Here is a 21,150-nt window from a genome sequence, read left to right as displayed (position 1 = left end):
GCTTTATTAAATATAAATATTTTATTTATAATGATATAGCAAATGTGAAATAGGTGAAAATCCTTACAGACCAGCTACTGTTAAAGTCAGACCACTAAATATTTTGTATAACCTACTGGACTTTAGGCTACTGCCAAAAGTCTCCAAACTTGGAGCTTTTTATGAAAAAATTTTTATCAATATTATTAGTATTAGTAATATCAATCTCTTTATCATTTTCTGCAGGAACAAAAGAAAATGTAGAAATCAGTAATTCGATTTCAATAATTGATTCTTATAATCGTGAAGTAGAAATTCCTTATAACCCATCAAGGATTATTTCTTTAGGACCAAACATTACTGAAATAATAAGTGAATTAAACATTAATAAATTAATTGGGAGAACAGATTATTGTGATTACCCAACTCAAGTACTATCTCTTGATAGTATTGGTAATTTAACAAATCCTAATCTTGAAAAAATAATTGAATTAAATCCAGATTTAGTTATTGGTTCAGTACATTGCTCATTAGAAGTATTAGAAAATTTAGAAAATTTAAACATTCCTGCCATTGCTATATATGATGATAACAACATTGAAGGATCCTATAACATTATCACTAGGATTGGAAAGATTATCAATGAAGAAGCTAAAGCTAATCAAATAGTTAAAAATAATAAAGAATTAGTAGCTTCAATAGTTAATAGAACTAAAGACCTTGAAACAAAAAGTGTTTATTATGTTGTCAGCTTTGGAAGCTGGGGGGATTTTACCTGTGGCGGCGACACTTATATAGGCAAAATGTTTGATTTAATCTCAGCAGATAATATTGCTAAAGATATAAAAGGATGGAATTACAGCTTAGAACAATTAATAGAAAAAGATCCTGATATAATCATTGTCTCAAAATACTATGATACAAAAAACCAATTTATCTCAACATACCCTTATTCAACACTGAAAGCTGTAAAAAATAATAATGTTTATGAAATTGATAACAATCTTCTTGATAGACAAGGGGTTAGAAATGCCCAAGGCTTATTAGAATTAGCCAAAATTATATACGCAGATGAATTTAAATAAAAAAAGATTATTTATAATAACATGCATTATTCTAGGTATTTTAGCTATCTTCTTATCTATTTCTAAAGGAAGTGTTAAAATCCCTCTAAATGAAATTTTAAGTATCATTTTTAAAAATGAATATTTATCTAAATCTCATAAATTCATTTTATTAAACCTTAGAATACCTAGAACAATGAGTGCAATAATGGTTGGCATGAGTCTTTCCTTATGTGGTGCTATTTTTCAAACACTATTTAAAAACCCACTAACAGAACCTTACCTTCTTGGTATTTCTTCTGGCGCTGCTCTAGGGGTTACAGTTGCTAGTATTTTCAACTTGTTTATTTTCATTAGTGGAATATGGGGAACTTTTTTATTTGCTTTTCTCTTTGCCTTGTTAAGTGCATTAACTATTTTTACTCTGGCGGGGAAAAACAAATCTTCCCTTTTGATAATATTATTATCAGGACTTGCAATTAATTTTTTCTTTTCAGCATTAAATTCACTTTTATTATATTTTAATCGTGATAAATTACAAAATATTATATTTTGGCAAATGGGATCTTTTAGCTTAAGTTCTTATGAAAAAATATTATATACAGCACCTATTATGATAATTATCATAATTTTATTATTGTATAAATCTAAAGAATTAGATGTATTATTATTAAGTGATGATACTGCCATTTCTATTGGTCTTGATGTAAAAAAACAACGGCTAGAGCTATTATTACTAACAACACTATTAACAAGTATTTGTGTTGGTATTGCTGGAACAATTGGTTTTATAGGCTTAATAATTCCCCATATAGTAAAACTTATTTTTCCATTAAAACATAAGGTAATACTACCCCTTTCCCTTTATTTAGGGGCAATATTCACACTTTTCTGTGATGTTATTTCAAGAACGTTGATATCAAATACAGAAATTCCAATAGGAATAATTACCTCATTATTTGGTGCACCATTCTTTATTTATATCCTAAAAAAGGCAAAGGCAAATATATTATGAAAATAAAAATAAATGAATTAAATTTCAAATATGATTATAATCATATTTTTCAAGATTTATCACTAGAATTTAATAAAGGTAAATTTCATGGAATACTTGGCCCAAATGGTTGTGGGAAAACAACACTTCTAAAAACTATTATTAAAATTTTAAAAATAGAGGATAATTCTATATATCACAATAATGAAGATATAAATCAAATAGAGAGAACCTATATAGCAAAAAATATAGCTTACGTTGAACAAAGCTCTAATAATTTACCTAAAATAAAAGTAATAGAATATATAAATTTAGCTAGATATACTTTTGATGATTATTATAAAAAAGATAATTTAATAGTATTAGAAACTATTAAATTATTAAAAATTGAAAAACTTAAAGATAAATATATTACACAATTAAGTGGAGGAGAACTACAAAAAGTAATTATTGCTAGAGCCTTAGCACAAGAGACAAAAATTATAATATTAGATGAACCTACTGCTAATCTAGACCCTCTCCATCAACTTGAAATTATGGATTTATTAAAATATTTAGTTAAAGAAAAAGAAATTACTATAATAACAACGCTTCATGATATTAACCTAGCGCTAGCTTATTGTGATGAAGTCTTGTTAATCAAAGATAAATTGATAACACAAGGATTAACACAAAAGATAATTAATAAAAATAATATAAAAACATACTTTAATTTAAATAGTCATTTTATAAATAATCCTTTAACAAATAAGCCCTATGTAATTCTTAATCAAGAAAAAAATTAACTATACTGTTATTACATTTATCTCTTTTCTCTTTTACGTTGAAATATTGGCACAAATGATTAACACCTTTAAGCAATATTGTTTTATTACCTTTATGTTTCATTAACTCATTTACTTTTTCTACATCTATTGCTAAATCTTTATCCCCTAAAATACATATAGTTTCACTACTAGATTTAGAAATAGCATTTAAAGCTTTTTTTCGAATAATATTTAATTGATTTATTTGTTGTGCATTGATTTTTGACCAATAATTTTCACCTAAATATTCATCATCACCTTCATCTCTCTCACAAATACCCCAAAAACTTTTGTCAGTTTGCCAAGGTTGAGTAATTTCACCATTTTTAAAAATTTTAATGGTTAAAAGCTTAAAGTGAGAAAAACCTTTTATATAAAATGCAGGAGAAATTAAAGCTATTTTTTTTACATCAAACTCATTTGCTACTATTGATGTAATTAAACCACCCATAGAATGCCCAATAACATATACTTCACGATATTCTTTTTTTAGATACCCTAATGAAGTTCTTGCAACATTTATCCAATCATTTGCATCTGTATTTAAGAAAGCTTCTTTTGTAACCCCATGACCAGGATATCTTGGACAATAAACATCAAAATTAGAATTATATAAAGCTAACCCAGGATATATCATTTCACCAGGATAACCTTGAAAACCATGAAGAGCTAAAATAGCAATATCACATTTTTTGTTTTCATGTACCATTTTCCATGGAGTTGCACATAATAAAGGCTTTGATTTTTCCATATTGTAATATGGTTCTAATAAATTATATAAGTCATCTAACTTATTTAGCTTTTTATATCCTTTGCACAACTTATTTATTTCATTCAAAATTTATATCCTCAAAAATATTTAACTATCCTAGAAAAACTAGAATAGTTAAATTGTTATAATATTATTTTATTTACATTCCAATGGTTCTTTGATTTTGAGTAAAATTCGCTTTCCCACAATTTTCAATAATAGCTAAATGTAAATTAATATAGTTTATTGCTGGTAAACCTAATACAGGTTCAACTGCTTCATTATAAATTCTTGCATTTCTATTAGCTTCATTATCTTTTACACAAATTCTTTGATAAAAATTTAAACCAACAGTTTTTAGATATTTAGGAGTATTTTCAAAATCTGGTAATTCTTTTTGAATAGCTCTTACGATACTAGAACTATCCTTAATTAATCCATTAGCAGATCTAAAATGGAATAAATACCATAAACTTATTCCTGGATTACTCCAACAAAGATTAACCTTTCGTTTTTTAGCAATAGGAAGTAATTCTTTTACTTCTGATACTCTAACACCCAAATACTCAAAAGAGAAAACTAACCAAACTTCATTAAATTTTCCTCTTGTTTTGGCCCTAGCTGTATAAGAAATTAATTTTTCTAAAGTAGTTACGCCCTCTGCCCATTCAACGCTTAGATTAGAATATCTAGCATCTTTTCTAACTTGGGAGAAATATAAAGCTTCTTTTTCACTTGCACAAACTATTAACATTGTCTTTCTAGGTGCTTCGCTTTTTCTTTTACGTTTATTCATGCTTAATTATCCTCCTTTTTTTTATCAACAAAATAAAAATCACTTAATAAAGGAAGAGCGCCAAATGCTCCATTCATATATTGTTCACTAGTTAAATCACGACTTCTAGAATATCTAAAATCAGCTAAAGAATAATATACTGTTTCACTCTTTTCATTTTTTTGAGCAAAATATACTCCATCCCTTCTAAGTAATCCTGGAATTAATAAAGATGGATTACAATCAACAGCTAACATTTGAGAACCTGTTGCGTCATTACAATCTTCAAAAATTTCAATAATATGCTTTAAAACATGTGGATGGATTAACATTCCAAAATCATCAATAACTAAAGTTCTGTTCTCTATAAAACTTTCAAAAAAAGCTATTCCAATCAAACATAATCTTCTAAGTGATAAACTTTCTAAAGAATAATAAGTAGCATATGATTGCATTACGTTTGTATGAGAGAAAACTAAACGATTATTAATTACTTGAACATTTTTGATATCAGTAATATCTAAAGCCCACAAAAAATTAATTAATTGTTCAACCCAACTAGGATGTTCTGTAATTTGATCAATTATATATTTTTCACTTGCTGCAGAAACACCCATAGGTAAAATATTTAGATTAGTTGTAAACCAATTCACTACAGGGATAGTTGTTTCTCCACCTTTAGCAGCAGCAGCAGCTAAAAATGAATGTTTTTCATCTATTTTTTTAATTAATCTTTTCTTCTCACCTCTATACATTTTACCAAAACGGTATTTATAAGTAATAGGTGAACCCTCATCAGCTAAAGGATCAACTTCTTCAATTCTTTCAAACATTAACTTTTTACTTCTATTGTAAGCAAAATATAAAGATTCATGAGTTATTTTCTTATTGTTTGCAGAAAAAGAGTATACCGCAATTACAGAAGGTTCTTCTTCGATATTGTTTAAATTACCTTTTTCAAGAACAAATCTTAATGTAATTGTGCAAGGGGTATTTTTTTCTCTACTATAAGCAAAACTAGTACCTGAAAGCACTTGTAAAGGATTTTCTATTTCCTCAGATGAACAAACAATACTCTTTAATGATTCTAAAGCACGTACAAAAGAACTTTTACCAGCACCATTTGGACCAATAATAGCTGCACTCTTTATCAAGTTAAGCTTATCATTTACTTGAACAATTTTTGATTTTTGGAATCTATTGTCCTTAATAGCCTCAAAAGAAATAGTTTGAGACTCTTTTACGGATTTAAAATTCTCGATTGACATGTTTAATAACACGTTGGTTCCCCCTTTTCTAGTAATGATTTAATTTTATTTTTGCCATTCTTTTTTGAAGATATGGATACTTACCGATTTGATCTAAATATATATAAGGCAATTTAAAATTACCATGATTATCTGTAGCAAGTAAATCTGCAACTTCGTTTTCAACAAATTCAAGACCTCTACCCGATGATAGACTTGAGGCATTAACTTGAATTAATACACCCATATTAATTAATTTTTCTAATTCGGGAGTGCCATATTTCAAATAAGGATATCTCTCAACATGAGCAAGTATTATTTTCATACCTGTTTTTGTAAGATTATAAAATTTATCAATGAAATCAATAGGAGGTAAAGTTGTAGGCAATTCTATTAATTGATATTTCGAAGCAATTGGGATACCCACTATTTGTTGTTGATTTAAATAGTAGTATTCAGAACCAATATAACAATCAATATTATAAACTGACTTTGCCAAATCTTTAAAATAAGTAAAAGTATCTTTTATATCACCCACATTAGTATGTACATAAGGATTATACAAATGAGGGGTACAAACAATCTCAGAAAAACCTGCTTCCTTATATATAGAAAGCATTTTATCTAAGTCTTTTTTATCTAATACTCCATCATCAATATTAGGTAGTATATGTGTATGAAAATCTATATAGCCCATAGTGAAAGTATACCCTAATATATTAATAAAGTGAAGTTAAAAGTTTAATTAGTTGAAAAATAGGCTATTATTGAAAAAATAGCCTAAAAAGTTTTATTGTAGTTATATATCTAATTATTTTTTTATAATCTCTAAATCAAGCCAAAAAGCTTCCATTTTTTTACCAGATACATACAAATCAGGAAACCCTTGTTTTGATTTATGATCATATAACCAATCATATATTAAATTTTTATCTAAACAATCCAATCCACCTAATAAAAAGATTTGGCTAAAAGCTTCACTGCTTATCCATCTTTTTATTTGAGAAAAGGCAACATCTGTTTTTGTGGGCTTATATTTTTTTACAACTATATTAGGGTTTGGAAATATTACTACAGAGTTTGTAAAGTCTACGACTGCAATTTTACCATCACCTTTATTATCTTCAAATACTTTTTTAGCATCTTCACTTTCTATTACATAAATATCTTTTTTTACTTGAGCTTCCATAAATATCCTAATTACTAATTTGTGATTGAGCTTCTGTTGTATCACTCTTATATTGTCGCATGCGACTCAATTGTTCAAAAGCTTCAACCTTACTATAATAATTATATACTTCTTGCATTCTTTCAATAGCTTCATCTCTATTTCCTAAAGCTTCTAATACTAAAGCAGAATTATACCCAGAAGCATAGGACATTGTATTCATCCAAGATTTATTAAAATTATCATATGCTACCTTTAAACTACCTTTACTTACTAAATCCATAGCTGAGCTAAAGTATGCATCACCTTGTTTATCTTTCATTAATTTAATACTAGTTGTTACATATTGAGGGGATAAATCTTCTACTATTTGTTTTTCCCCTGCTAGTAAAGCTTTTTCAAACAAAGGTTCCATTGAAGGCAATGAAATTAAACTATCTTCATATTCCACTTCATTACTAACAGTTTTCTTAAATGAATTAGAAGCTAATATTTCACCAGTATTTATATCAACAACCCTATAACTATATTCAACATAAGCTTTTTGAATAATACTTACTTCTTTTTCATCAGATTCAATATATTCAGCTAAAGAACTATCATTTTCATATTCAGGATTTTTTATCATGATATAATCACCAATATCAGTGTACTCTTCATAATCAAATGAGTCTATTTGACTAATTAATAAAGCTTGTATACCCATATTTCTTAACTTCTCTAAAGAATTAATACCATATTTTAGATTCTCAATATATAAATCAGTTACTTCTGGTTTTAATAAATCAAAGAAAGAAGTTTTATATAAATCAATGTACAATGCTTCACTAAACTCATCAGCTACACTATAAGCAATTCTACTATTGTATCCTGTATATACTTCATCTTCAAAATCGTCATAGCTTATTTCAATGAAATTATCACTAAAGGTTGTAACACTATCAACTTCCATTGAAGCAATTGCCAAATTTTTATATTGAGTTAAATCATATTTTGCAGGTTTCAAATATGAAACTGAAACAGATGTTGAACAAGATATCAATGCAAATAATGTGAAAAATATTGAGAAAAATGAAAAAAATACTTTTTTTGGCTTTTTCATAAAAACCCCTTAATTTAAAAATGTGCTTAATAATTAAGACAATCAAAGGCCTAAAAAATTACAAAAAAAAACAAATTTTATAAAGATGCTAATTAATTTATGTGTTATTACCAAAATCTCTAAAAAAAACAAGGTTTACCCTCATTATTTTTTATTTATTTATTGACGTGCTAATGGTACTATTTTATCATATTTTTAGAGACTTGAAAAAAACTTAGTATATGGAGAAACATATGGTACGCGATGAATTCGATGATGAATTAGATCTTGAAGAAGATAGATATTTTAATGATTTAGATTTTGATGAAGAAGATTTCATTGATGATTTAGAAGCACCTCCTGTTGGAGATTTCGATGATGACGAATCTTTAGATGATATTACTGATGATAACGATTTAATTAATGATAATTTCTTATTTGGAGATGACGAGAATTATGATGAAGAAATAGAAAGTATCAGTGTTGAAGTAGATTCGAAAGATGACTTTGACGAAGAAGACTTCGAAAATGATTTTTTCTCTAGAGATGAAGAGGAATGGGAATATTAAGAAAAAGGCCTTAGGCCTTTTTTTTAAAATATATTCTATAAACATTTTATCAACAATAAAACATTATGCATATTGTGTGAATATTTTTACATTTTTTGTATATTTTAATTTACAAAGTGTTTTATTTAGTGTATATTAGCACTCATAATCGTAGGAGAGAAAGAAGATGAAAAATCACAAAATATTATCATTTTTACTTATTTTAGGTCTAGCAACTACTAATTTATTTGCTCAAGGTGCTCAAGAAACAGCTGAGGCTTCAAGTGCAACAAAAATTGGTATTTCAAAATTGCTACCTCATCCAGCTTTAGATGCTGTAGAACAAGGTATACAAGATTATTTAGCAACAACAGATTTAGAAGTTGAATATAATTTACAAAACGCTAATGGAGACATTTCTACTGCTGCTTCTATTGCTCAACAATTAAAGAGTGATAAATGTGATGTTGTTGTAGGTATAGCAACTCCTTCAGCTCAATCTCTTGCTAATGTATTTACTGATATTCCAGTAGTATTCTCAGCTGTAACTGATCCTGTAAGTGCTTCACTAGAAGGTGGAAATATTTGTGGTGTATCAGACTTAAATCCAGTTTCAGCTCAAATCAAATTATTAATAGAATTAACTGGCGCTAAAACTATTGGTAACGTATATGCTAGTGGTGAAGCAAACGGCGTTGTATTAATGGAAATGGCTAAAGCAGCTTGTGAAGAATTAGGCGTAGGTTTTGTTGAATCTGCTGTATCTAACACTGCAGAAGTTAAAATGGCTGCTCAATCAATTATTGATAGAGTTGATGCTATATATGTTGCAACTGATAACACTGTTATCTCAGCTGTAGCAAGTATTGATGATGTTTGTAAAAAAGCAAATAAACCTTATTTAAGTGCTGACCCAACAAGTACTGGCGACTTAGACTGCTTAGTTTCTTGGGGTTTCAATTATTATAACTTAGGTTTACAAACAGGTAAGGTAATCGAATCTTGTTTAACTGGTTCAACTCCAGAAGAAATTGGTTCAGTTTATCTAACAGATCCATCTGATTTTGAACTTTGGTTCAATCTTGATGTAGCTGAAAAGCTTGGCGTTACTATTAGTGATGACTTATTAGAATCAGCTGCTGTTGTCGTAAAAGATGGTGTTAAAACTAGCAAAGAATAAATATTTTTTTATTTATCTTTTATTATTTTTCTTGGGATGCTACGCATGTGGCATCCTATCATTGTTCTTAGGTAGAGGTATTATATGATAGAAGGAATCTTCGTAGATGGATTAATTTTTTCCATTATGGTTATTGGGATATTAATTTCCTTTAGAATTTTAGATTTTGCAGATTTAACTTGTGATGGTACTGTTGCTACAGGTGCTGCTGTTGCTACTATGCATATTATAAATGGTGGAACCATTTTTTTTGCTCTTATTTTAGCATTTTTAGTTGGTACTTTAGCAGGTATGGTAACAGCTACAATACATAACAAGTTTAAAATACCAGGGCTTCTCGCAGGTATTTTAACAATGACAATGTTATATTCAATAAATTTAAGAATTCTAGGAAATAAGGCAAATGTTCCATTATTAAGAATTGACACATTCTATTCTATTCTTCCTGAAAAATTTAGTAATTTAAATTCTTCAGTTGCTGTACTTATTGGTACACTCTTTGTTGTATTAATTGTCAAAGTAATTGTAGATATTTTCTTTAGAACAGATTTAGGATTAGCTGTAGGTGCATTAGGTAGTAATGAACAAATGGTGATTTCACAAGGAATGAATCCTGATTATTTAAAACTATTAGGGATTGGTGTTTCTAATGGTTTAATTGCATTATCAGGTGGTCTACTAGCACAATACCAAGGTTTTGCAGATGCAAATTTAGGCCAAGGTATGGTTGTTCAAGGACTTGCTGCAATTATGATTGGTGAATTCTTATTCTCAAGTAATAGAATATCATTAATCACATTACGTGCTGTTTTAGGTGCTATTATTTATAAAACATTAATGTTCTTTGGTAGAAAATATGGCTATTTAATCAATATTACTCCAAACGATTTTAAATTATTAACAGGTATACTAGTTATAGTTTCATTATGGGTTGCAAAGAGCAGATCTAATGCAAGTGATAGAGCAGCTAGAAAGAATGCAATAAAGAGAACTCAACTAAAAGGAGCAGGTACTGATGATTAAACTAGATAATTTAACAAAAGTTTTTTACCCTGGTACAGTTAATGAAAAAGTTGCTATTAATGGTGTAAGTTTACATATTGAAGAAGGTGAAATTGTTTGTGTTATTGGATCAAACGGTTCTGGTAAATCAACTTTATTTAATTTAATTAGCGGAACTTATCCACTAACAAACGGAACAGTTCAATTTAATGATAAAAATATCTCTAGAACTCCTGAATATAAAAGAGCACAATATATTGGTAGAATTTTCCAAGATCCAACTAAAGGTACTGCTGCTAATATGAGTATCGAAGATAATTTAATCACAGCTTCTACGAAAGGAATGAAAGGTCTTAAAATAAGCCTAAATAATGAAAAAAGAAAACAATTTAAAGAAATTTTAAAACCAATTGGTTTAGAAAATAGATTAAAAGATAATGTTGGTCTCCTTTCAGGTGGTCAGAGACAAGCTTTAACATTGCTTATGACTGTAATGAGCAATCCTAAACTAATTTTGCTTGATGAGCATACAGCTGCACTTGACCCTAGAAATGCAGATATTGTTATGGATTTAACACAAAAATATATTGTTGAGAAAAATTTAACAGCAATGATGATTACCCATAATATGAAATTTGCAATCGAATTTGGTACTAGATTAATAATGATGGATGAAGGGGAAATAATTCTTGATGTAAAAGGCGAAGAAAAACAAAAACTAACTGTAGATAAGTTAGTAACAATCTTTAGAAACATTAAGAATAAAGAATTTAGTGCGGATGAAGAATTATTGAACGTTTAATAATATATTTGGTTATATTATTTTGATGGCTACCATACAAATGGTAGCCGTCTTTTTATATTACTAATAATAAATTTTATTTTGCACTTATAATTTCAACTAAGTTTGCTCTTCCAGGAATTACTAAATAATCATCAAATCTTTCTTGAAAAAGAACTGAATTATTATTGCTTAAATATTTAACAACGATATCATGCTCTCCAGGATTTACCATAAATGATCCAATCCAAGACATTGCTGGGAAAAAGTGCGCAGTTCTTAAATCACCACTTCCTTCTGAAACAACAGAGAATAAAGAGAATATATCACTTAATACAGAAGTTTCTACATATGTTTGACCTTCTTCTAGGGACGCAGTATCAGCTACTGATTTTGCAACTTCTCTAGATACAGCTCTTATATATGCTCTAATATATTCTGAGCTACATGTTTGTTCTAAAGATTCATACGCTACTAATTCTAAATTTTCAAAGGGTTGTAATACTTTTTTTTCACCATCTATAAATACCTCTATTGTTTTAACATTGGTTCCTCTTTTTAAAGGTACAGTATATACAACATTTGCATAGTAATCAGGATGATAAATCCCATCATCATCTTTATATGATTCTAACACTAAAACATTTTTATCAATTTGAGTTCTTTTAATAGGAGAAAGCCCAGAAAAAGCTAAGAAATTTATCATAGAAGAGTTTTCATTTACATTATTTAAATTCTCAAAAGCATAATAGTAATCTTCCATATAATATTTATTTAATACTTTATATGCAGTAGTACCTTTATCTCTTGATATTCTAAATGTATCATAATCACCATATTCTAAGGAAAAAAGACTTGATAAATAATAACTTAATGCTGATGAATAAAAGGCTGAATCAAAAGAATGAAGTCTTTCATCAATATCTTTTGCATTATTATCAGCTAATTGTTTTTCTAATTCAGCTTTTAATTTTGGCAGCTCTTGTTCTCTTAGTTGAAGTTTATCAAGACTACGTCTAACTTCAACCATAGCATCTTCTATGTCATTCACATGATAATAATTTAAAGATAGAAAAATATTTGTATATATATCTTCATAAAAAGAACTCGAATAATCCCTTACACTTTCATTTAACAAATAAGATCCTATATTAGCAGATATACTTTTTGTAAAATTAGCTTCTATTTCTCGCTCAGCAGTTGCTAAACTATTTATAGAAAAATCATATTTCTCAGCAGAATGTGATACAATACCCTCATCTAGGTAATATACAATCGAGCCTTGTTTATTAATGATATTTTCAGAATTAGTAATTAAATAATTCAAAGAACTCTCATAATTACCTTCATAATAATCTGATTGAGCCTCAGTCAAATCAACATAAGTAGAACAACTGATTAATAGAGATAAAAAAAGTAAAAAAGGGAGAAAGAGTCTTTTCATTAAAATAATTCTCCTTCTATTAGTTTAGCAGCCTTTTCCATAGCTTTGTTTCTCGCAGAACTTTCATTAACACCAATACCTCTTGAATCTTTATTTATTGAAAATACTACAGAATCATTATCAATTAATTGAACTTTTAAGTTAAAGCTACATTGATAGAGACCATCAGAATTATTACTAATATCATCAGCATAATCAACTATTAATATAGAATCAGAGCCAGATACAGAAACTCCGCTTTCTAACAACATTGTTTCAACTACCTTTTTTAACTCATTTGCATTTTCACAATTTTTAGCATTAACAAGAACCTCTAATGTTAGATTAGATTTAACTTCAGCAATTTTGTTTTCAACACTCATTAATGGAGATGTAACATTGGCATTTTCTAAAACAGATAACTGATCATAATATTTTTTAACAGAAATAGCTAATTTTTGAGCTCTAATTAAATTTCTTAAATATTCATAATCACTTAATCCACCTTTATTTAGTAATGAATTAATCTCACTGCTCTTTGGAGTTAATATTTCTCGTGTTTTATCTATAGCAATTTGTTTATTCATAGCAACTCGTACGAAAAAAACACCATCCTTATTTATATAAGTATTTACAATATTAACACCTATCAAGTCATCTACACTAGTATCAATATAACCTCTAGACGCTAATGATGAAGATGTATCATTATCATAAGTTACAAGAGCATTTTTAATGCTTGCATTAAAACTTTGAGATAAAGAAATTTTTGCATTTTCTTCTGCTTCTTCTTTAGTATCTCCGGAGCCTACAGCAACCATATATTCTAATTTAGAATAATTTGTATCATATTGATTAATAAACCAACTTGGCATAGCTTCATTTGAAGTTGTTATAACACAAGACATCATTAATACTACTGATACAATTAATAAAGCTAATTTTTTAATCACAATAGCTCCTTTTATTTAGAAACGATAAGAACTTTTTTGTACTTTCTTCTTTACTGTTTCTTGTCCTAACCAAACCTTTTGACCTGTTTCAATATTAATTAATTCCATATCTACATAATATGTCCTAATAGCTGTATTAGAAACTTGATCCAAATTAAACTTAACACTACCTTGTAGCATAAAAGCAGCACCTGTCTCTTCACCTAATTGTGCAGCAGTTTCAACGCTAGCATTATATTGTTGGCTAATTTTTTCTTCTTTTACCTCATCTCTAAAATTAAAATCAGCAACAGTGCTAACTTTTCCTGAATTAACTAAGGCCATTTCAAACTTTTTACTAATTATTGTTGTATCCATATGCTCACTAGATCTATTTTGAATAGTTCCTACAATAACAGTTGGTTTCATATTTGAATTATTCATTAAATAATCTAATATCCATGGAGCTGTTAAACATTGAGTGACTAATTTTTCACTTACATCTCTAATATCTGTATCATTCCAATAACCTGATAAATCTTCATCATAGCCTTCATCTAATCTAGTTACTCCAGATGTTGCACAAGATGATAATAGAGCTACGCACAAAATCATTAATAGAACAGTTTTTATCTTTTTCATCTTTTACTCCTACTTTTTTATTCTTCTTCTAATAAAACACTTAAAGCATCAACCATTTTTTCTATTTGAATAGCATCATTTTCTGCTTCAAGATTAGCAATTTCTTTATTTTTTTCGTCTACTACTGTAGAATATGCTTTTGCTAGAGCTTCTAGTTGATCATCTTTATTCTCTAAATTTGATAAATTAATTTGTTCAATAGCCGCAGCATTTCTCTCTTCAGCTTTTGCTAAAGCTTCTACAGCAGCAATTTTTCGTTTTTCTAATGATCTTTTTACGTTCTCAGCTTCTGCTTGATAAGCATCTTTTAAATATTTTTTTTCATAAGAAGCAATAACCCAAATGGCATCAGTTTCAGGATCTTGATATAAATTTTCAATAATTATATTTCTTAAAGTTGTATTAACAACTTGAAGTGAAATAGTTTCAAAAGCGCTTAACTCTTGAGTATTATTAACCATACCTGCTTCATTAGTATAATTTTTAACAGCAGTATTAATTAATACAGAAACTTGTCTTGCAATATCATCTCTTGCTGCAGCTTCTGCTTTCATTTTACTATTAATTTGATTTGACAACTGTCCCATGCCAACACCGTAATACCTATATTTATCAATTGGTGTTAAAACAGTCCAATAAGGAGCACCATCTTCAGTATACTCAGGATGATCTGATAAATATGGTGATTTAGTTGCACAACTTGTTAACATCAAGATTGTGACCATAACTATTAAGATATATTTTTTCATTAATTCTCTCTATTATCTTTCATAATTATTAGACTATAAAATAAATTTTTTTCTTCATCATACCAATAATCAACATGAGTTAAGCCTTGAACTACTGCTAACTCTTGATGTACTTTACCTTCTTGTGAATATGATGAAAAATCAGTTTGTTTTAATGCAAAATAATTTTGTAAATATGATGTTACGTTACCATATTGAGAGGAAATATCATAAATTGCTTCATGATCGGCTGCGTACAGTGAATCTACAAATAATCTATAACCAAGTGTTGATCCTACACCAACAATATATGAATCAATTTCTGGCCTTTCATTTACCCAAGTAGGAATTCCATCTTTATCATATTCCACTTTATAAACTCTTTTTTTGCCAGAACGTCTTGTATCTTTAGCAATTACTATACAACCTGCTTCATCAGAAAAATGTATTTCTAATATTTCAATAGATTCAATAATTTCAGGAAGATGTTCATCTTGATACACAAATAATTCATTACTATCAAATTTGGTATATCCAAAATCAGATTTATTTTCACTAATTAATACTTTATTTAATACTAAATATTCATCAATTAATATATTTTTTGCAACATTTATTATCGCTACTTCAAGCATCTTTTCTTTTGTACTATATACGCTTGAAACTCCAACATAAACATTATCTTCATATTCGCTTAAATTAAGCAAAGATAAATCATTTTGAATTTTGTTTTGCACAACTTGTTGTGTTTCAAAATTTTCAGTTTGAGAAACACAACTTATTAGTAAGATTAATGTAATTATATATATAATTAATCTTTTCATATTTTTTTGATTAATTAATATTAAATTTCACCATTTAATAATTTAGCAAATGCATCAGCCATTTTTTCATTTGCTGCAGCAGCTGCTTCATTTTCTTCATAAGCATCAGCAACAGCTTGAGAAGCAGGTTCAAATGATTTTTCTACATTGCTTAGTGGAATTGCCATTAATACATAAACAGTTCCATCATCAGCTTGATATAATTTTTCTCTTGTAACACCGCTTAAAACACTTTCAGAAACTTGTACTGAAATTGCTTCAAATGCATCAAGATTTTGTCTATTATCACCAGAACCAGCGTCATTTACATAAGTTTTTATTACTTCTTTAACACTTGTTTTTATCCATTCTGAAATTGAAGTTCTTCCTTCTGCTTCAGCTCTCTTAATTGAAGTTTGTAGATTAGCTGCTTTTGCAGTACCTATAGCATAATGCATATCAGCTGATTTTGGAGTAGTTAATATCCAATCTGGCAATTGGTCTAATTTTGTATTTGTAGCTTCAGGAACTGCTAATTCAGCCTTAGGGGCAGTAGCACAACCTACCATTGAAAATAAGGAAATCACAACTAATAAACTTAATAAAATTTTTTTCATAAAAAAACTCCTCTGCATAAATTTGTTCTAATTATAACCTATAATATCAATTATTGCAAAATAACAATTAAAAATTTTATTTCAGTATTTTTTATTACACATTTGTTATAAAAAAGTACAAAAAAAACCTTTAGGAGCATTTCCTAAAGGTAATATTTTAGTTATTAGTTTCTTTCCAAAGTTTTTCTAATGAGTAGAACTCTCTTAATTCTTCACTCATTAAATGAATTACAACTGAATTACAATCAATTAATTCCCAACCATCACCAGCTGGTGTTTTATGTCTATCATTCACTTCTAATTCTAATTCATTTAATAAAGACCATAAATTATGAGAAACACCTCTTAAATGCCCTATACTTGTAACTGTAGCTATAATAAAAGCATCTGACCATGAGCATCTACCTTCAACATCGATTACATTAATATCTCTACATCTTTGATCATCTAAATATTCAACTATTTTTTCAATTTTATTTTCTAATTCTTTTTTCATAAATCCTTCCTTCGCTCTAAGCTTTTCACCTGCTTTAACCATAATTCTAAATAGTTAGCACTATCTTTTATTTTTTCTAAATTATCAAAAAAATATATTTCTTGATTATCTATTTTTTCTATTATATAAGTTAAATCATTATCATTATAAGTATTCATTAATGAAGTTATTTCCTCTTTAAATAAACTCTTATTATTAACATATACTTTTAATAATGATTCGTTTTCTATTTTATTATGTTCTAAAAGATTAATAATCTGATCTTCTAAACCCTTTTCAATTTTGATTTTAGTTACATTATTAAGGTCTAAGAGTTGTATCAATTTATCATCATCAATTTCTCTATTATCATAATTAATACAAATTAAAGTCTCTTTTGTAATTAAAACTAAATAATTCTCTGTATAACCTTTTACCAAATAATTATATTCTTCTTCTTTCGAATTACAAGAAAATAATAATGTAATAAATATAAGAAGAACTATTACTTTTTTCAAAAAGTTCCACCATCCTTTAAATATTCATATAAACCTCTTGTAGAGGTTGCAAATGAAAAAGCATTATCTTTAAAATGATGTTTCATTTGTTTTAGTACATTTAAACATATTATCTCAAGAGATTCCATTTTTATATAAGATACTCTTTGAGAATCTGTCAAATATGATCTTCTAGGTTCTAAATAATCAGCTAAATATATTATCAAACCTAGTTTACCCATATTTTTACTACCTAAGGTATGCCATCTTATTGCATCTTCATAGCTTTCAAAACCTAAATCTTTTACAATTGAGGCTCCTACAGGTGCATGTAATAACTGTGGATGATGTACTTCTTCTTTTTCTAAAGAGATAGAATGTTTTTTTGTATAAAGTAATAAATCACCAGCTTCCCAATTTCTTGCTATATCATGCAACAATCCACAATTATAACAATCGTCTTTTTCTAGCCCACATGAAAATCTTGAATTTAAATAAACTGCTGTTTCTGCAACAGAAACACTGTGTAAATATCTTTTTGGCTTAACTTCTTTTTGAACAAACTTGTCAACTTCTGTACAACTCATGGGATTCGACATAATTAAGTACTCCCTTAGAAACTAAAGAACTAATTTCTTTATTTTCTTTAATTAAGGCTCTAATTGTTGAAGAAGCATCTTCAAAAATTACATTGTTAACTATTTCATAATTTAAATTTTTTATTTCTAAATTATCTTTATTTCTTCTACAAATAATAAACTTAACTTTTTCTTTAAGTATATCAAATTTATACCACTTTGATAAAGAAGGGACTAAATCATCTCCCATTAATAAACCCAATTTATTATCTATATTATATTTTTTATAGATATAATCAACTGTTTCTAAAGTATAAGAGAAACCACCTCTATCAAGCTCACAGGTTTCAACAATAATTTCTAAGTCTTTATCTTCAGGATACATTTTTCTATAATCTTCAAGAGCTAAACTAATCATATTTAATCTATCTATTGAAGCTGAGTTCTTATATCCTTCTTTTAATTTATTTGCAAACAAAGGCACAAGAATAATTTTCTTGTACCTTGTTTTTTCATATACGTTATGTATTAAATGTAAATGACCTAAATGAATAGGATCAAAACTTCCACCAAACATAGCATATTCTACCATGGTGTTTCCTCATCTGGACTTTCAGGATAATAAGCATCTTTATCAACAACTGTTGAAAAACCACCATTTGATTCTTCACTTCTTGTCTCAATTGTACCATCTTGAGTATCGCTTACTATTTTTATAAAAGCTTGTTTGACTTCATCTACACCAATATCATAATAAACACATAAACCAATTACTTGTTTATCACTATATTTCTTCTTTAATTCTTCTAACCTTTCTTTAGTGCCATCTTCATCAACATGTGTTGCAATAATCACACTTGGTTTGCTAACTAACTCAGGACTATATGACTTTAATTCATCAAATAATGTCTCATAAGCTGTTAAATATCTGTCATCAGATAAATCTATTAAATATGCTAGACCTGTTGTTCTGCTAATATGTCTTAAGAACTTATAACCCATTCCCAAGCCTTCGCTAGCACCTTCAATAATTCCTGGAATATCTGCTAATACGATATCATTAGTACCGTAACGCATCATGCCTAATTGTGGGATCTTTGTAGTAAAGGGATAACCTGCCACTTTACTTCTTGCATTAGTTAGAGCATTTAATAGAGATGATTTACCAGCATTTGGATATCCTACAAATCCGATATCTGCAATTACCAATAATTCAACACCAATTCTAAGTGATTCACCAGGTTCTCCTGGTTGAGCAAATTTAGGAGCTTGTCTTGTTGATGTTCTAAAATGCCAGTTACCTAAACCACCTTTTCCACCTTTTAAAAACACCCATCTATCTACACCAGTTAAATCTTTAATTATATCACCAGTTTGAGCATCTTTAACAACTGTTCCAGGAGGTACTGGAATTTCAATATCTTTACCTTGTGCTCCATAACATCTTTGTGAAGAGCCATTGTGACCATTTTCAGCTCTGTATGATCTTGTCATTTTAAGATGTGCTAATGTTCTTAAATTGTTTTTTACAACAAATACAACATCGCCCCCACGACCGCCATCGCCGCCATCAGGACCACCTTTTTGAACATATTTTTCACGTCTAAAAGACACACAACCGCTGCCCCCGTTTCCAGAGGCAACGTCTAAATAGGTTTCGTCGGAAAATCCAAACATAAGAACCCTTTACCGTTTTTTTGTACTCTTATTCACTAACAAGACATTTGCGGTTAGTGAAATCATTCACTACTACAGTGCCTTCTACAGCTTCAATAGTTACGTATTTTCTGTTTTTTCTTTGAGTGAACTTTACTCTACCATCGATTTTAGCGAATAGAGTATAGTCAGAACCACAACCTACGTTTTCACCTGGGTGGAATTTTGTACCATGTTGGCGAACTAATACTTCACCAGCTGTTACTAATTGACCACCGAAACGTTTAACACCTAAACGTTGTGAATTTGAATCGCGACCATTCTTAGAGGAGCCGCCACCTTTCTTATGTGCCATTTCTCTTCTCCTTACTTTGCGATTTGTTCAATCTTGATTAATGAGTATTTTTCGCGGTGACCTTGAGTTCTGCGATAACCCTTTCTACGATGGAACTTATAAACTTTGATTTTTTCACCCTTAATGTCTTCTACAACAGTTGCAACAACTTTTGCACCTTCAACATAAGGAGTACCAAACTTAGCACCGTCTTCACCAACTAGGGCTAAAACGGAGTTGTATTCAAGCTTAGAACCAGCTTCTTGATTTACTAAATCAACTTGAACTGTATCGCCTTCAACAACTTTGTACTGCTTTCCGAGAATTTCAACGAGTGCGTACATGTTTTCTACATCCTTGTTTTTTTATATTTTCTATATTGTTTATATCAATAATCTAAAAGACTAACAAGTATTATTTATAAATAAAATGACTTAAATAAAGAAATTAAATCTTGAATAACTACCGATTGGTCGGTAATATTAAATCATGAAAAACAAAAATACTGCATTAAGTTTAATTAAAGAGTTTATTAATGAAGGCGCTAAAAAAGGATTAGACAATGTCTCTTTATCTGATTTAGCGAAGAAGTTAGATATAGCGAAAAGCACAATTTTTTCTCATTATAAAAATAAAGAAGATTTAACGAATCAAATGTATTTATATGGAAAGAGATTATCTGCTAAGAATAAAGTAAATTTTTCTTTCGAAGGGAACAGTGAAGAAGTATTATTAAAGGTTGTAGATCATTGGCATAGTATTTATGCAAATAGGACATTATTTAATTTCTACAGAATAGTTGAAATGCAAAAATTCATCGACAAAAGAGCAAAAGACATTTCTTTATCAATTGATTTTATGATTATCTCACAAACAAGAATAGTTTTAGAAATATTAAACGAAACAAATAGATTAGAAATCGATGAATTAGATTTAGCTATAGAAAGTTTTTCTTCAACTTTTATAAAATACTTAAAAAACGAACTATTCTTAGATAATGGGGAGTTAATATGGGAAGAAGAAAGATATATCACAAGATTTACAAAAGTATATTCAGCTAAATAAAAGAAATGGTCTCTATTAATAAAT

At 28.4% G+C, this 21,150-nt stretch carries 27 protein-coding genes; 8 read left to right on the top strand and 19 right to left on the bottom strand.

Translation table 11 applies throughout. The features are described 5' to 3' along the window. Positions 1-161 precede the first annotated feature (161 nt). The 3 genes from ACPKM0_RS10050 to ACPKM0_RS10040 are packed head-to-tail and all read left to right on the top strand — an operon-like array spanning position 162 to position 2,822. Positions 162-1,064: an ABC transporter substrate-binding protein gene (locus tag ACPKM0_RS10050; protein WP_472475584.1), complete on the top strand. Its 903-nt coding sequence runs from the start codon at positions 162-164 to the stop codon at positions 1,062-1,064. After that, positions 1,051-2,058 carry a FecCD family ABC transporter permease gene (locus ACPKM0_RS10045; protein WP_472475583.1) on the top strand — a complete coding sequence of 336 codons (1,008 nt, stop codon included), beginning with the start codon at positions 1,051-1,053 and terminating at the stop codon, positions 2,056-2,058. The genes ACPKM0_RS10050 and ACPKM0_RS10045 overlap by 14 nt, the downstream gene beginning before the upstream one ends. Continuing rightward, entirely contained in the window at positions 2,055-2,822 is a 768-nt protein-coding gene (locus ACPKM0_RS10040; RefSeq protein ID WP_472475581.1) for an ABC transporter ATP-binding protein, read from the top strand. The genes ACPKM0_RS10045 and ACPKM0_RS10040 overlap by 4 nt, the downstream gene beginning before the upstream one ends. On the opposite strand, the gene ACPKM0_RS10035 is transcribed toward ACPKM0_RS10040, so the two are convergent. The 6 genes from ACPKM0_RS10035 to ACPKM0_RS10010 form a co-directional block, all read right to left on the bottom strand. After that, positions 2,803-3,681 (bottom strand): alpha/beta hydrolase, encoded by an 879-nt coding sequence (locus tag ACPKM0_RS10035; protein ID WP_472475580.1) that lies wholly within the window; start codon positions 3,679-3,681, stop codon positions 2,803-2,805. The genes ACPKM0_RS10040 and ACPKM0_RS10035 overlap by 20 nt on opposite strands. Positions 3,682-3,754: 73 nt before the next feature. Further along, the gene (locus tag ACPKM0_RS10030; protein WP_472475578.1) at positions 3,755-4,390 is read right to left on the bottom strand and encodes an RloB family protein; all 636 of its coding nucleotides are present in this window, start codon (positions 4,388-4,390) and stop codon (positions 3,755-3,757) included. A gap of 2 nt (positions 4,391-4,392) precedes the next feature. Further along, entirely contained in the window at positions 4,393-5,649 is a 1,257-nt protein-coding gene (locus ACPKM0_RS10025; protein ID WP_472475577.1) for an AAA family ATPase, read from the bottom strand. Positions 5,650-5,665: 16 nt separating this feature from the next. Continuing rightward, a complete protein-coding gene (locus ACPKM0_RS10020; RefSeq protein WP_472475576.1) occupies positions 5,666-6,313 on the bottom strand; it encodes a CpsB/CapC family capsule biosynthesis tyrosine phosphatase in 648 nt (215 codons plus the stop codon). Between the two features lie 114 nt (positions 6,314-6,427). After that, positions 6,428-6,805, bottom strand: coding sequence for a hypothetical protein (locus ACPKM0_RS10015; RefSeq protein WP_472475574.1), 378 nt, complete (start codon positions 6,803-6,805; stop codon positions 6,428-6,430). A gap of 7 nt (positions 6,806-6,812) precedes the next feature. Continuing rightward, the gene (locus ACPKM0_RS10010) at positions 6,813-7,886 is read right to left on the bottom strand and encodes a hypothetical protein (protein WP_472475573.1); all 1,074 of its coding nucleotides are present in this window, start codon (positions 7,884-7,886) and stop codon (positions 6,813-6,815) included. A 233-nt stretch (positions 7,887-8,119) separates the two neighbouring features. Here ACPKM0_RS10010 and ACPKM0_RS10005 point away from each other — a divergent pair, with 233 nt between their 5' ends. The 4 genes from ACPKM0_RS10005 to ACPKM0_RS09990 all read left to right on the top strand — a co-directional run bounded on the left by ACPKM0_RS10005 (position 8,120) and on the right by ACPKM0_RS09990 (position 11,397). Beyond that, positions 8,120-8,434, top strand: a complete 315-nt coding sequence (locus tag ACPKM0_RS10005) for a hypothetical protein (protein WP_472475571.1) — start codon at positions 8,120-8,122, stop codon at positions 8,432-8,434. Positions 8,435-8,600: 166 nt separating this feature from the next. Continuing rightward, positions 8,601-9,593, top strand: coding sequence for an ABC transporter substrate-binding protein (locus ACPKM0_RS10000; RefSeq protein WP_472475569.1), 993 nt, complete (start codon positions 8,601-8,603; stop codon positions 9,591-9,593). 84 nt (positions 9,594-9,677) lie between these two features. After that, complete coding sequence (locus ACPKM0_RS09995; protein ID WP_472475568.1) at positions 9,678-10,616, top strand: ABC transporter permease; 939 nt, start codon at positions 9,678-9,680, stop codon at positions 10,614-10,616. Continuing rightward, positions 10,609-11,397: an ABC transporter ATP-binding protein gene (locus tag ACPKM0_RS09990; RefSeq protein ID WP_472475566.1), complete on the top strand. Its 789-nt coding sequence runs from the start codon at positions 10,609-10,611 to the stop codon at positions 11,395-11,397. Before ACPKM0_RS09995 ends, ACPKM0_RS09990 begins: the two co-directional genes overlap by 8 nt. A gap of 76 nt (positions 11,398-11,473) precedes the next feature. Here the strand turns inward: ACPKM0_RS09990 and ACPKM0_RS09985 are convergent, their stop codons facing one another. The 13 genes from ACPKM0_RS09985 to rplU all read right to left on the bottom strand — a co-directional run bounded on the left by ACPKM0_RS09985 (position 11,474) and on the right by rplU (position 20,405). Continuing rightward, positions 11,474-12,820 (bottom strand): COG3014 family protein, encoded by a 1,347-nt coding sequence (locus tag ACPKM0_RS09985; protein ID WP_472475564.1) that lies wholly within the window; start codon positions 12,818-12,820, stop codon positions 11,474-11,476. Beyond that, positions 12,820-13,752, bottom strand: a complete 933-nt coding sequence (locus tag ACPKM0_RS09980) for an LPP20 family lipoprotein (protein WP_472475563.1) — start codon at positions 13,750-13,752, stop codon at positions 12,820-12,822. The genes ACPKM0_RS09985 and ACPKM0_RS09980 overlap by 1 nt, the downstream gene beginning before the upstream one ends. A gap of 15 nt (positions 13,753-13,767) precedes the next feature. After that, entirely contained in the window at positions 13,768-14,373 is a 606-nt protein-coding gene (locus ACPKM0_RS09975) for a penicillin-binding protein activator LpoB (protein ID WP_472475561.1), read from the bottom strand. 17 nt (positions 14,374-14,390) lie between these two features. After that, positions 14,391-15,122, bottom strand: coding sequence for a hypothetical protein (locus ACPKM0_RS09970; protein ID WP_472475560.1), 732 nt, complete (start codon positions 15,120-15,122; stop codon positions 14,391-14,393). Further along, positions 15,122-15,925: a hypothetical protein gene (locus ACPKM0_RS09965; protein ID WP_472475558.1), complete on the bottom strand. Its 804-nt coding sequence runs from the start codon at positions 15,923-15,925 to the stop codon at positions 15,122-15,124. The genes ACPKM0_RS09970 and ACPKM0_RS09965 overlap by 1 nt, the downstream gene beginning before the upstream one ends. Positions 15,926-15,945: 20 nt before the next feature. After that, the gene (locus ACPKM0_RS09960) at positions 15,946-16,521 is read right to left on the bottom strand and encodes a hypothetical protein (RefSeq protein ID WP_472475557.1); all 576 of its coding nucleotides are present in this window, start codon (positions 16,519-16,521) and stop codon (positions 15,946-15,948) included. A gap of 157 nt (positions 16,522-16,678) precedes the next feature. Beyond that, on the bottom strand, positions 16,679-17,017 hold the full coding sequence (rsfS, locus tag ACPKM0_RS09955; RefSeq protein WP_472475555.1) for a ribosome silencing factor: 339 nt from the start codon (positions 17,015-17,017) through the stop codon (positions 16,679-16,681). Next, a complete protein-coding gene (locus ACPKM0_RS09950) occupies positions 17,014-17,514 on the bottom strand; it encodes a hypothetical protein (RefSeq protein WP_472475553.1) in 501 nt (166 codons plus the stop codon). The genes rsfS and ACPKM0_RS09950 overlap by 4 nt, the downstream gene beginning before the upstream one ends. After that, positions 17,511-18,092 carry a bis(5'-nucleosyl)-tetraphosphatase (symmetrical) YqeK gene (yqeK, locus tag ACPKM0_RS09945; RefSeq protein WP_472475551.1) on the bottom strand — a complete coding sequence of 194 codons (582 nt, stop codon included), beginning with the start codon at positions 18,090-18,092 and terminating at the stop codon, positions 17,511-17,513. The genes ACPKM0_RS09950 and yqeK overlap by 4 nt, the downstream gene beginning before the upstream one ends. Further along, the gene (gene nadD, locus ACPKM0_RS09940; protein WP_472475549.1) at positions 18,061-18,663 is read right to left on the bottom strand and encodes a nicotinate (nicotinamide) nucleotide adenylyltransferase; all 603 of its coding nucleotides are present in this window, start codon (positions 18,661-18,663) and stop codon (positions 18,061-18,063) included. Before nadD ends, yqeK begins: the two co-directional genes overlap by 32 nt. Continuing rightward, a complete protein-coding gene (gene obgE, locus ACPKM0_RS09935) occupies positions 18,657-19,748 on the bottom strand; it encodes a GTPase ObgE (protein ID WP_472475547.1) in 1,092 nt (363 codons plus the stop codon). The genes nadD and obgE overlap by 7 nt, the downstream gene beginning before the upstream one ends. Positions 19,749-19,776: 28 nt before the next feature. Next, positions 19,777-20,082: a 50S ribosomal protein L27 gene (gene rpmA, locus ACPKM0_RS09930; protein ID WP_472475546.1), complete on the bottom strand. Its 306-nt coding sequence runs from the start codon at positions 20,080-20,082 to the stop codon at positions 19,777-19,779. 11 nt (positions 20,083-20,093) lie between these two features. Further along, on the bottom strand, positions 20,094-20,405 hold the full coding sequence (gene rplU / locus ACPKM0_RS09925) for a 50S ribosomal protein L21 (protein WP_472475545.1): 312 nt from the start codon (positions 20,403-20,405) through the stop codon (positions 20,094-20,096). A 145-nt stretch (positions 20,406-20,550) separates the two neighbouring features. Here rplU and ACPKM0_RS09920 point away from each other — a divergent pair, with 145 nt between their 5' ends. Continuing rightward, a complete protein-coding gene (locus ACPKM0_RS09920; RefSeq protein WP_472475543.1) occupies positions 20,551-21,126 on the top strand; it encodes a TetR/AcrR family transcriptional regulator in 576 nt (191 codons plus the stop codon). The last annotated feature ends 24 nt before the right edge of the window (positions 21,127-21,150 follow it).

The organism is Pleomorphochaeta sp., assembly GCF_050031695.1.
In the GTDB taxonomy this organism is placed as follows: Bacteria; Spirochaetota; Spirochaetia; order Sphaerochaetales; family Sphaerochaetaceae; genus Pleomorphochaeta.
Note: the sequence above shows the minus strand (reverse complement) of the source record. Positions and strands in the feature narration are given on the sequence as shown.

Bases quoted from the DNA above. Each gene is read 5' to 3' on its own strand.
- ACPKM0_RS10050 (WP_472475584.1), top strand. From the start codon at position 162: ATGAAAAAATTTTTATCAATATTATTAGTATTAGTAATATCAATCTCT.
- ACPKM0_RS10045 (WP_472475583.1), top strand. From the start codon at position 1,051: ATGAATTTAAATAAAAAAAGATTATTTATAATAACATGCATTATTCTA.
- ACPKM0_RS10040 (WP_472475581.1), top strand. From the start codon at position 2,055: ATGAAAATAAAAATAAATGAATTAAATTTCAAATATGATTATAATCAT.
- ACPKM0_RS10030 (WP_472475578.1), bottom strand. From the start codon at position 4,390: ATGAATAAACGTAAAAGAAAAAGCGAAGCACCTAGAAAGACAATGTTA.
- ACPKM0_RS10020 (WP_472475576.1), bottom strand. From the start codon at position 6,313: ATGGGCTATATAGATTTTCATACACATATACTACCTAATATTGATGAT.
- ACPKM0_RS10015 (WP_472475574.1), bottom strand. From the start codon at position 6,805: ATGGAAGCTCAAGTAAAAAAAGATATTTATGTAATAGAAAGTGAAGAT.
- ACPKM0_RS10010 (WP_472475573.1), bottom strand. From the start codon at position 7,886: ATGAAAAAGCCAAAAAAAGTATTTTTTTCATTTTTCTCAATATTTTTC.
- ACPKM0_RS10005 (WP_472475571.1), top strand. From the start codon at position 8,120: ATGGTACGCGATGAATTCGATGATGAATTAGATCTTGAAGAAGATAGA.
- ACPKM0_RS10000 (WP_472475569.1), top strand. From the start codon at position 8,601: ATGAAAAATCACAAAATATTATCATTTTTACTTATTTTAGGTCTAGCA.
- ACPKM0_RS09995 (WP_472475568.1), top strand. From the start codon at position 9,678: ATGATAGAAGGAATCTTCGTAGATGGATTAATTTTTTCCATTATGGTT.
- ACPKM0_RS09990 (WP_472475566.1), top strand. From the start codon at position 10,609: ATGATTAAACTAGATAATTTAACAAAAGTTTTTTACCCTGGTACAGTT.
- ACPKM0_RS09985 (WP_472475564.1), bottom strand. From the start codon at position 12,820: ATGAAAAGACTCTTTCTCCCTTTTTTACTTTTTTTATCTCTATTAATC.
- ACPKM0_RS09975 (WP_472475561.1), bottom strand. From the start codon at position 14,373: ATGAAAAAGATAAAAACTGTTCTATTAATGATTTTGTGCGTAGCTCTA.
- ACPKM0_RS09970 (WP_472475560.1), bottom strand. From the start codon at position 15,122: ATGAAAAAATATATCTTAATAGTTATGGTCACAATCTTGATGTTAACA.
- ACPKM0_RS09965 (WP_472475558.1), bottom strand. From the start codon at position 15,925: ATGAAAAGATTAATTATATATATAATTACATTAATCTTACTAATAAGT.
- ACPKM0_RS09960 (WP_472475557.1), bottom strand. From the start codon at position 16,521: ATGAAAAAAATTTTATTAAGTTTATTAGTTGTGATTTCCTTATTTTCA.
- rsfS (WP_472475555.1), bottom strand. From the start codon at position 17,017: ATGAAAAAAGAATTAGAAAATAAAATTGAAAAAATAGTTGAATATTTA.
- yqeK (WP_472475551.1), bottom strand. From the start codon at position 18,092: ATGTCGAATCCCATGAGTTGTACAGAAGTTGACAAGTTTGTTCAAAAA.
- nadD (WP_472475549.1), bottom strand. From the start codon at position 18,663: ATGGTAGAATATGCTATGTTTGGTGGAAGTTTTGATCCTATTCATTTA.
- obgE (WP_472475547.1), bottom strand. From the start codon at position 19,748: ATGTTTGGATTTTCCGACGAAACCTATTTAGACGTTGCCTCTGGAAAC.
- rpmA (WP_472475546.1), bottom strand. From the start codon at position 20,082: ATGGCACATAAGAAAGGTGGCGGCTCCTCTAAGAATGGTCGCGATTCA.
- rplU (WP_472475545.1), bottom strand. From the start codon at position 20,405: ATGTACGCACTCGTTGAAATTCTCGGAAAGCAGTACAAAGTTGTTGAA.
- ACPKM0_RS09920 (WP_472475543.1), top strand. From the start codon at position 20,551: ATGAAAAACAAAAATACTGCATTAAGTTTAATTAAAGAGTTTATTAAT.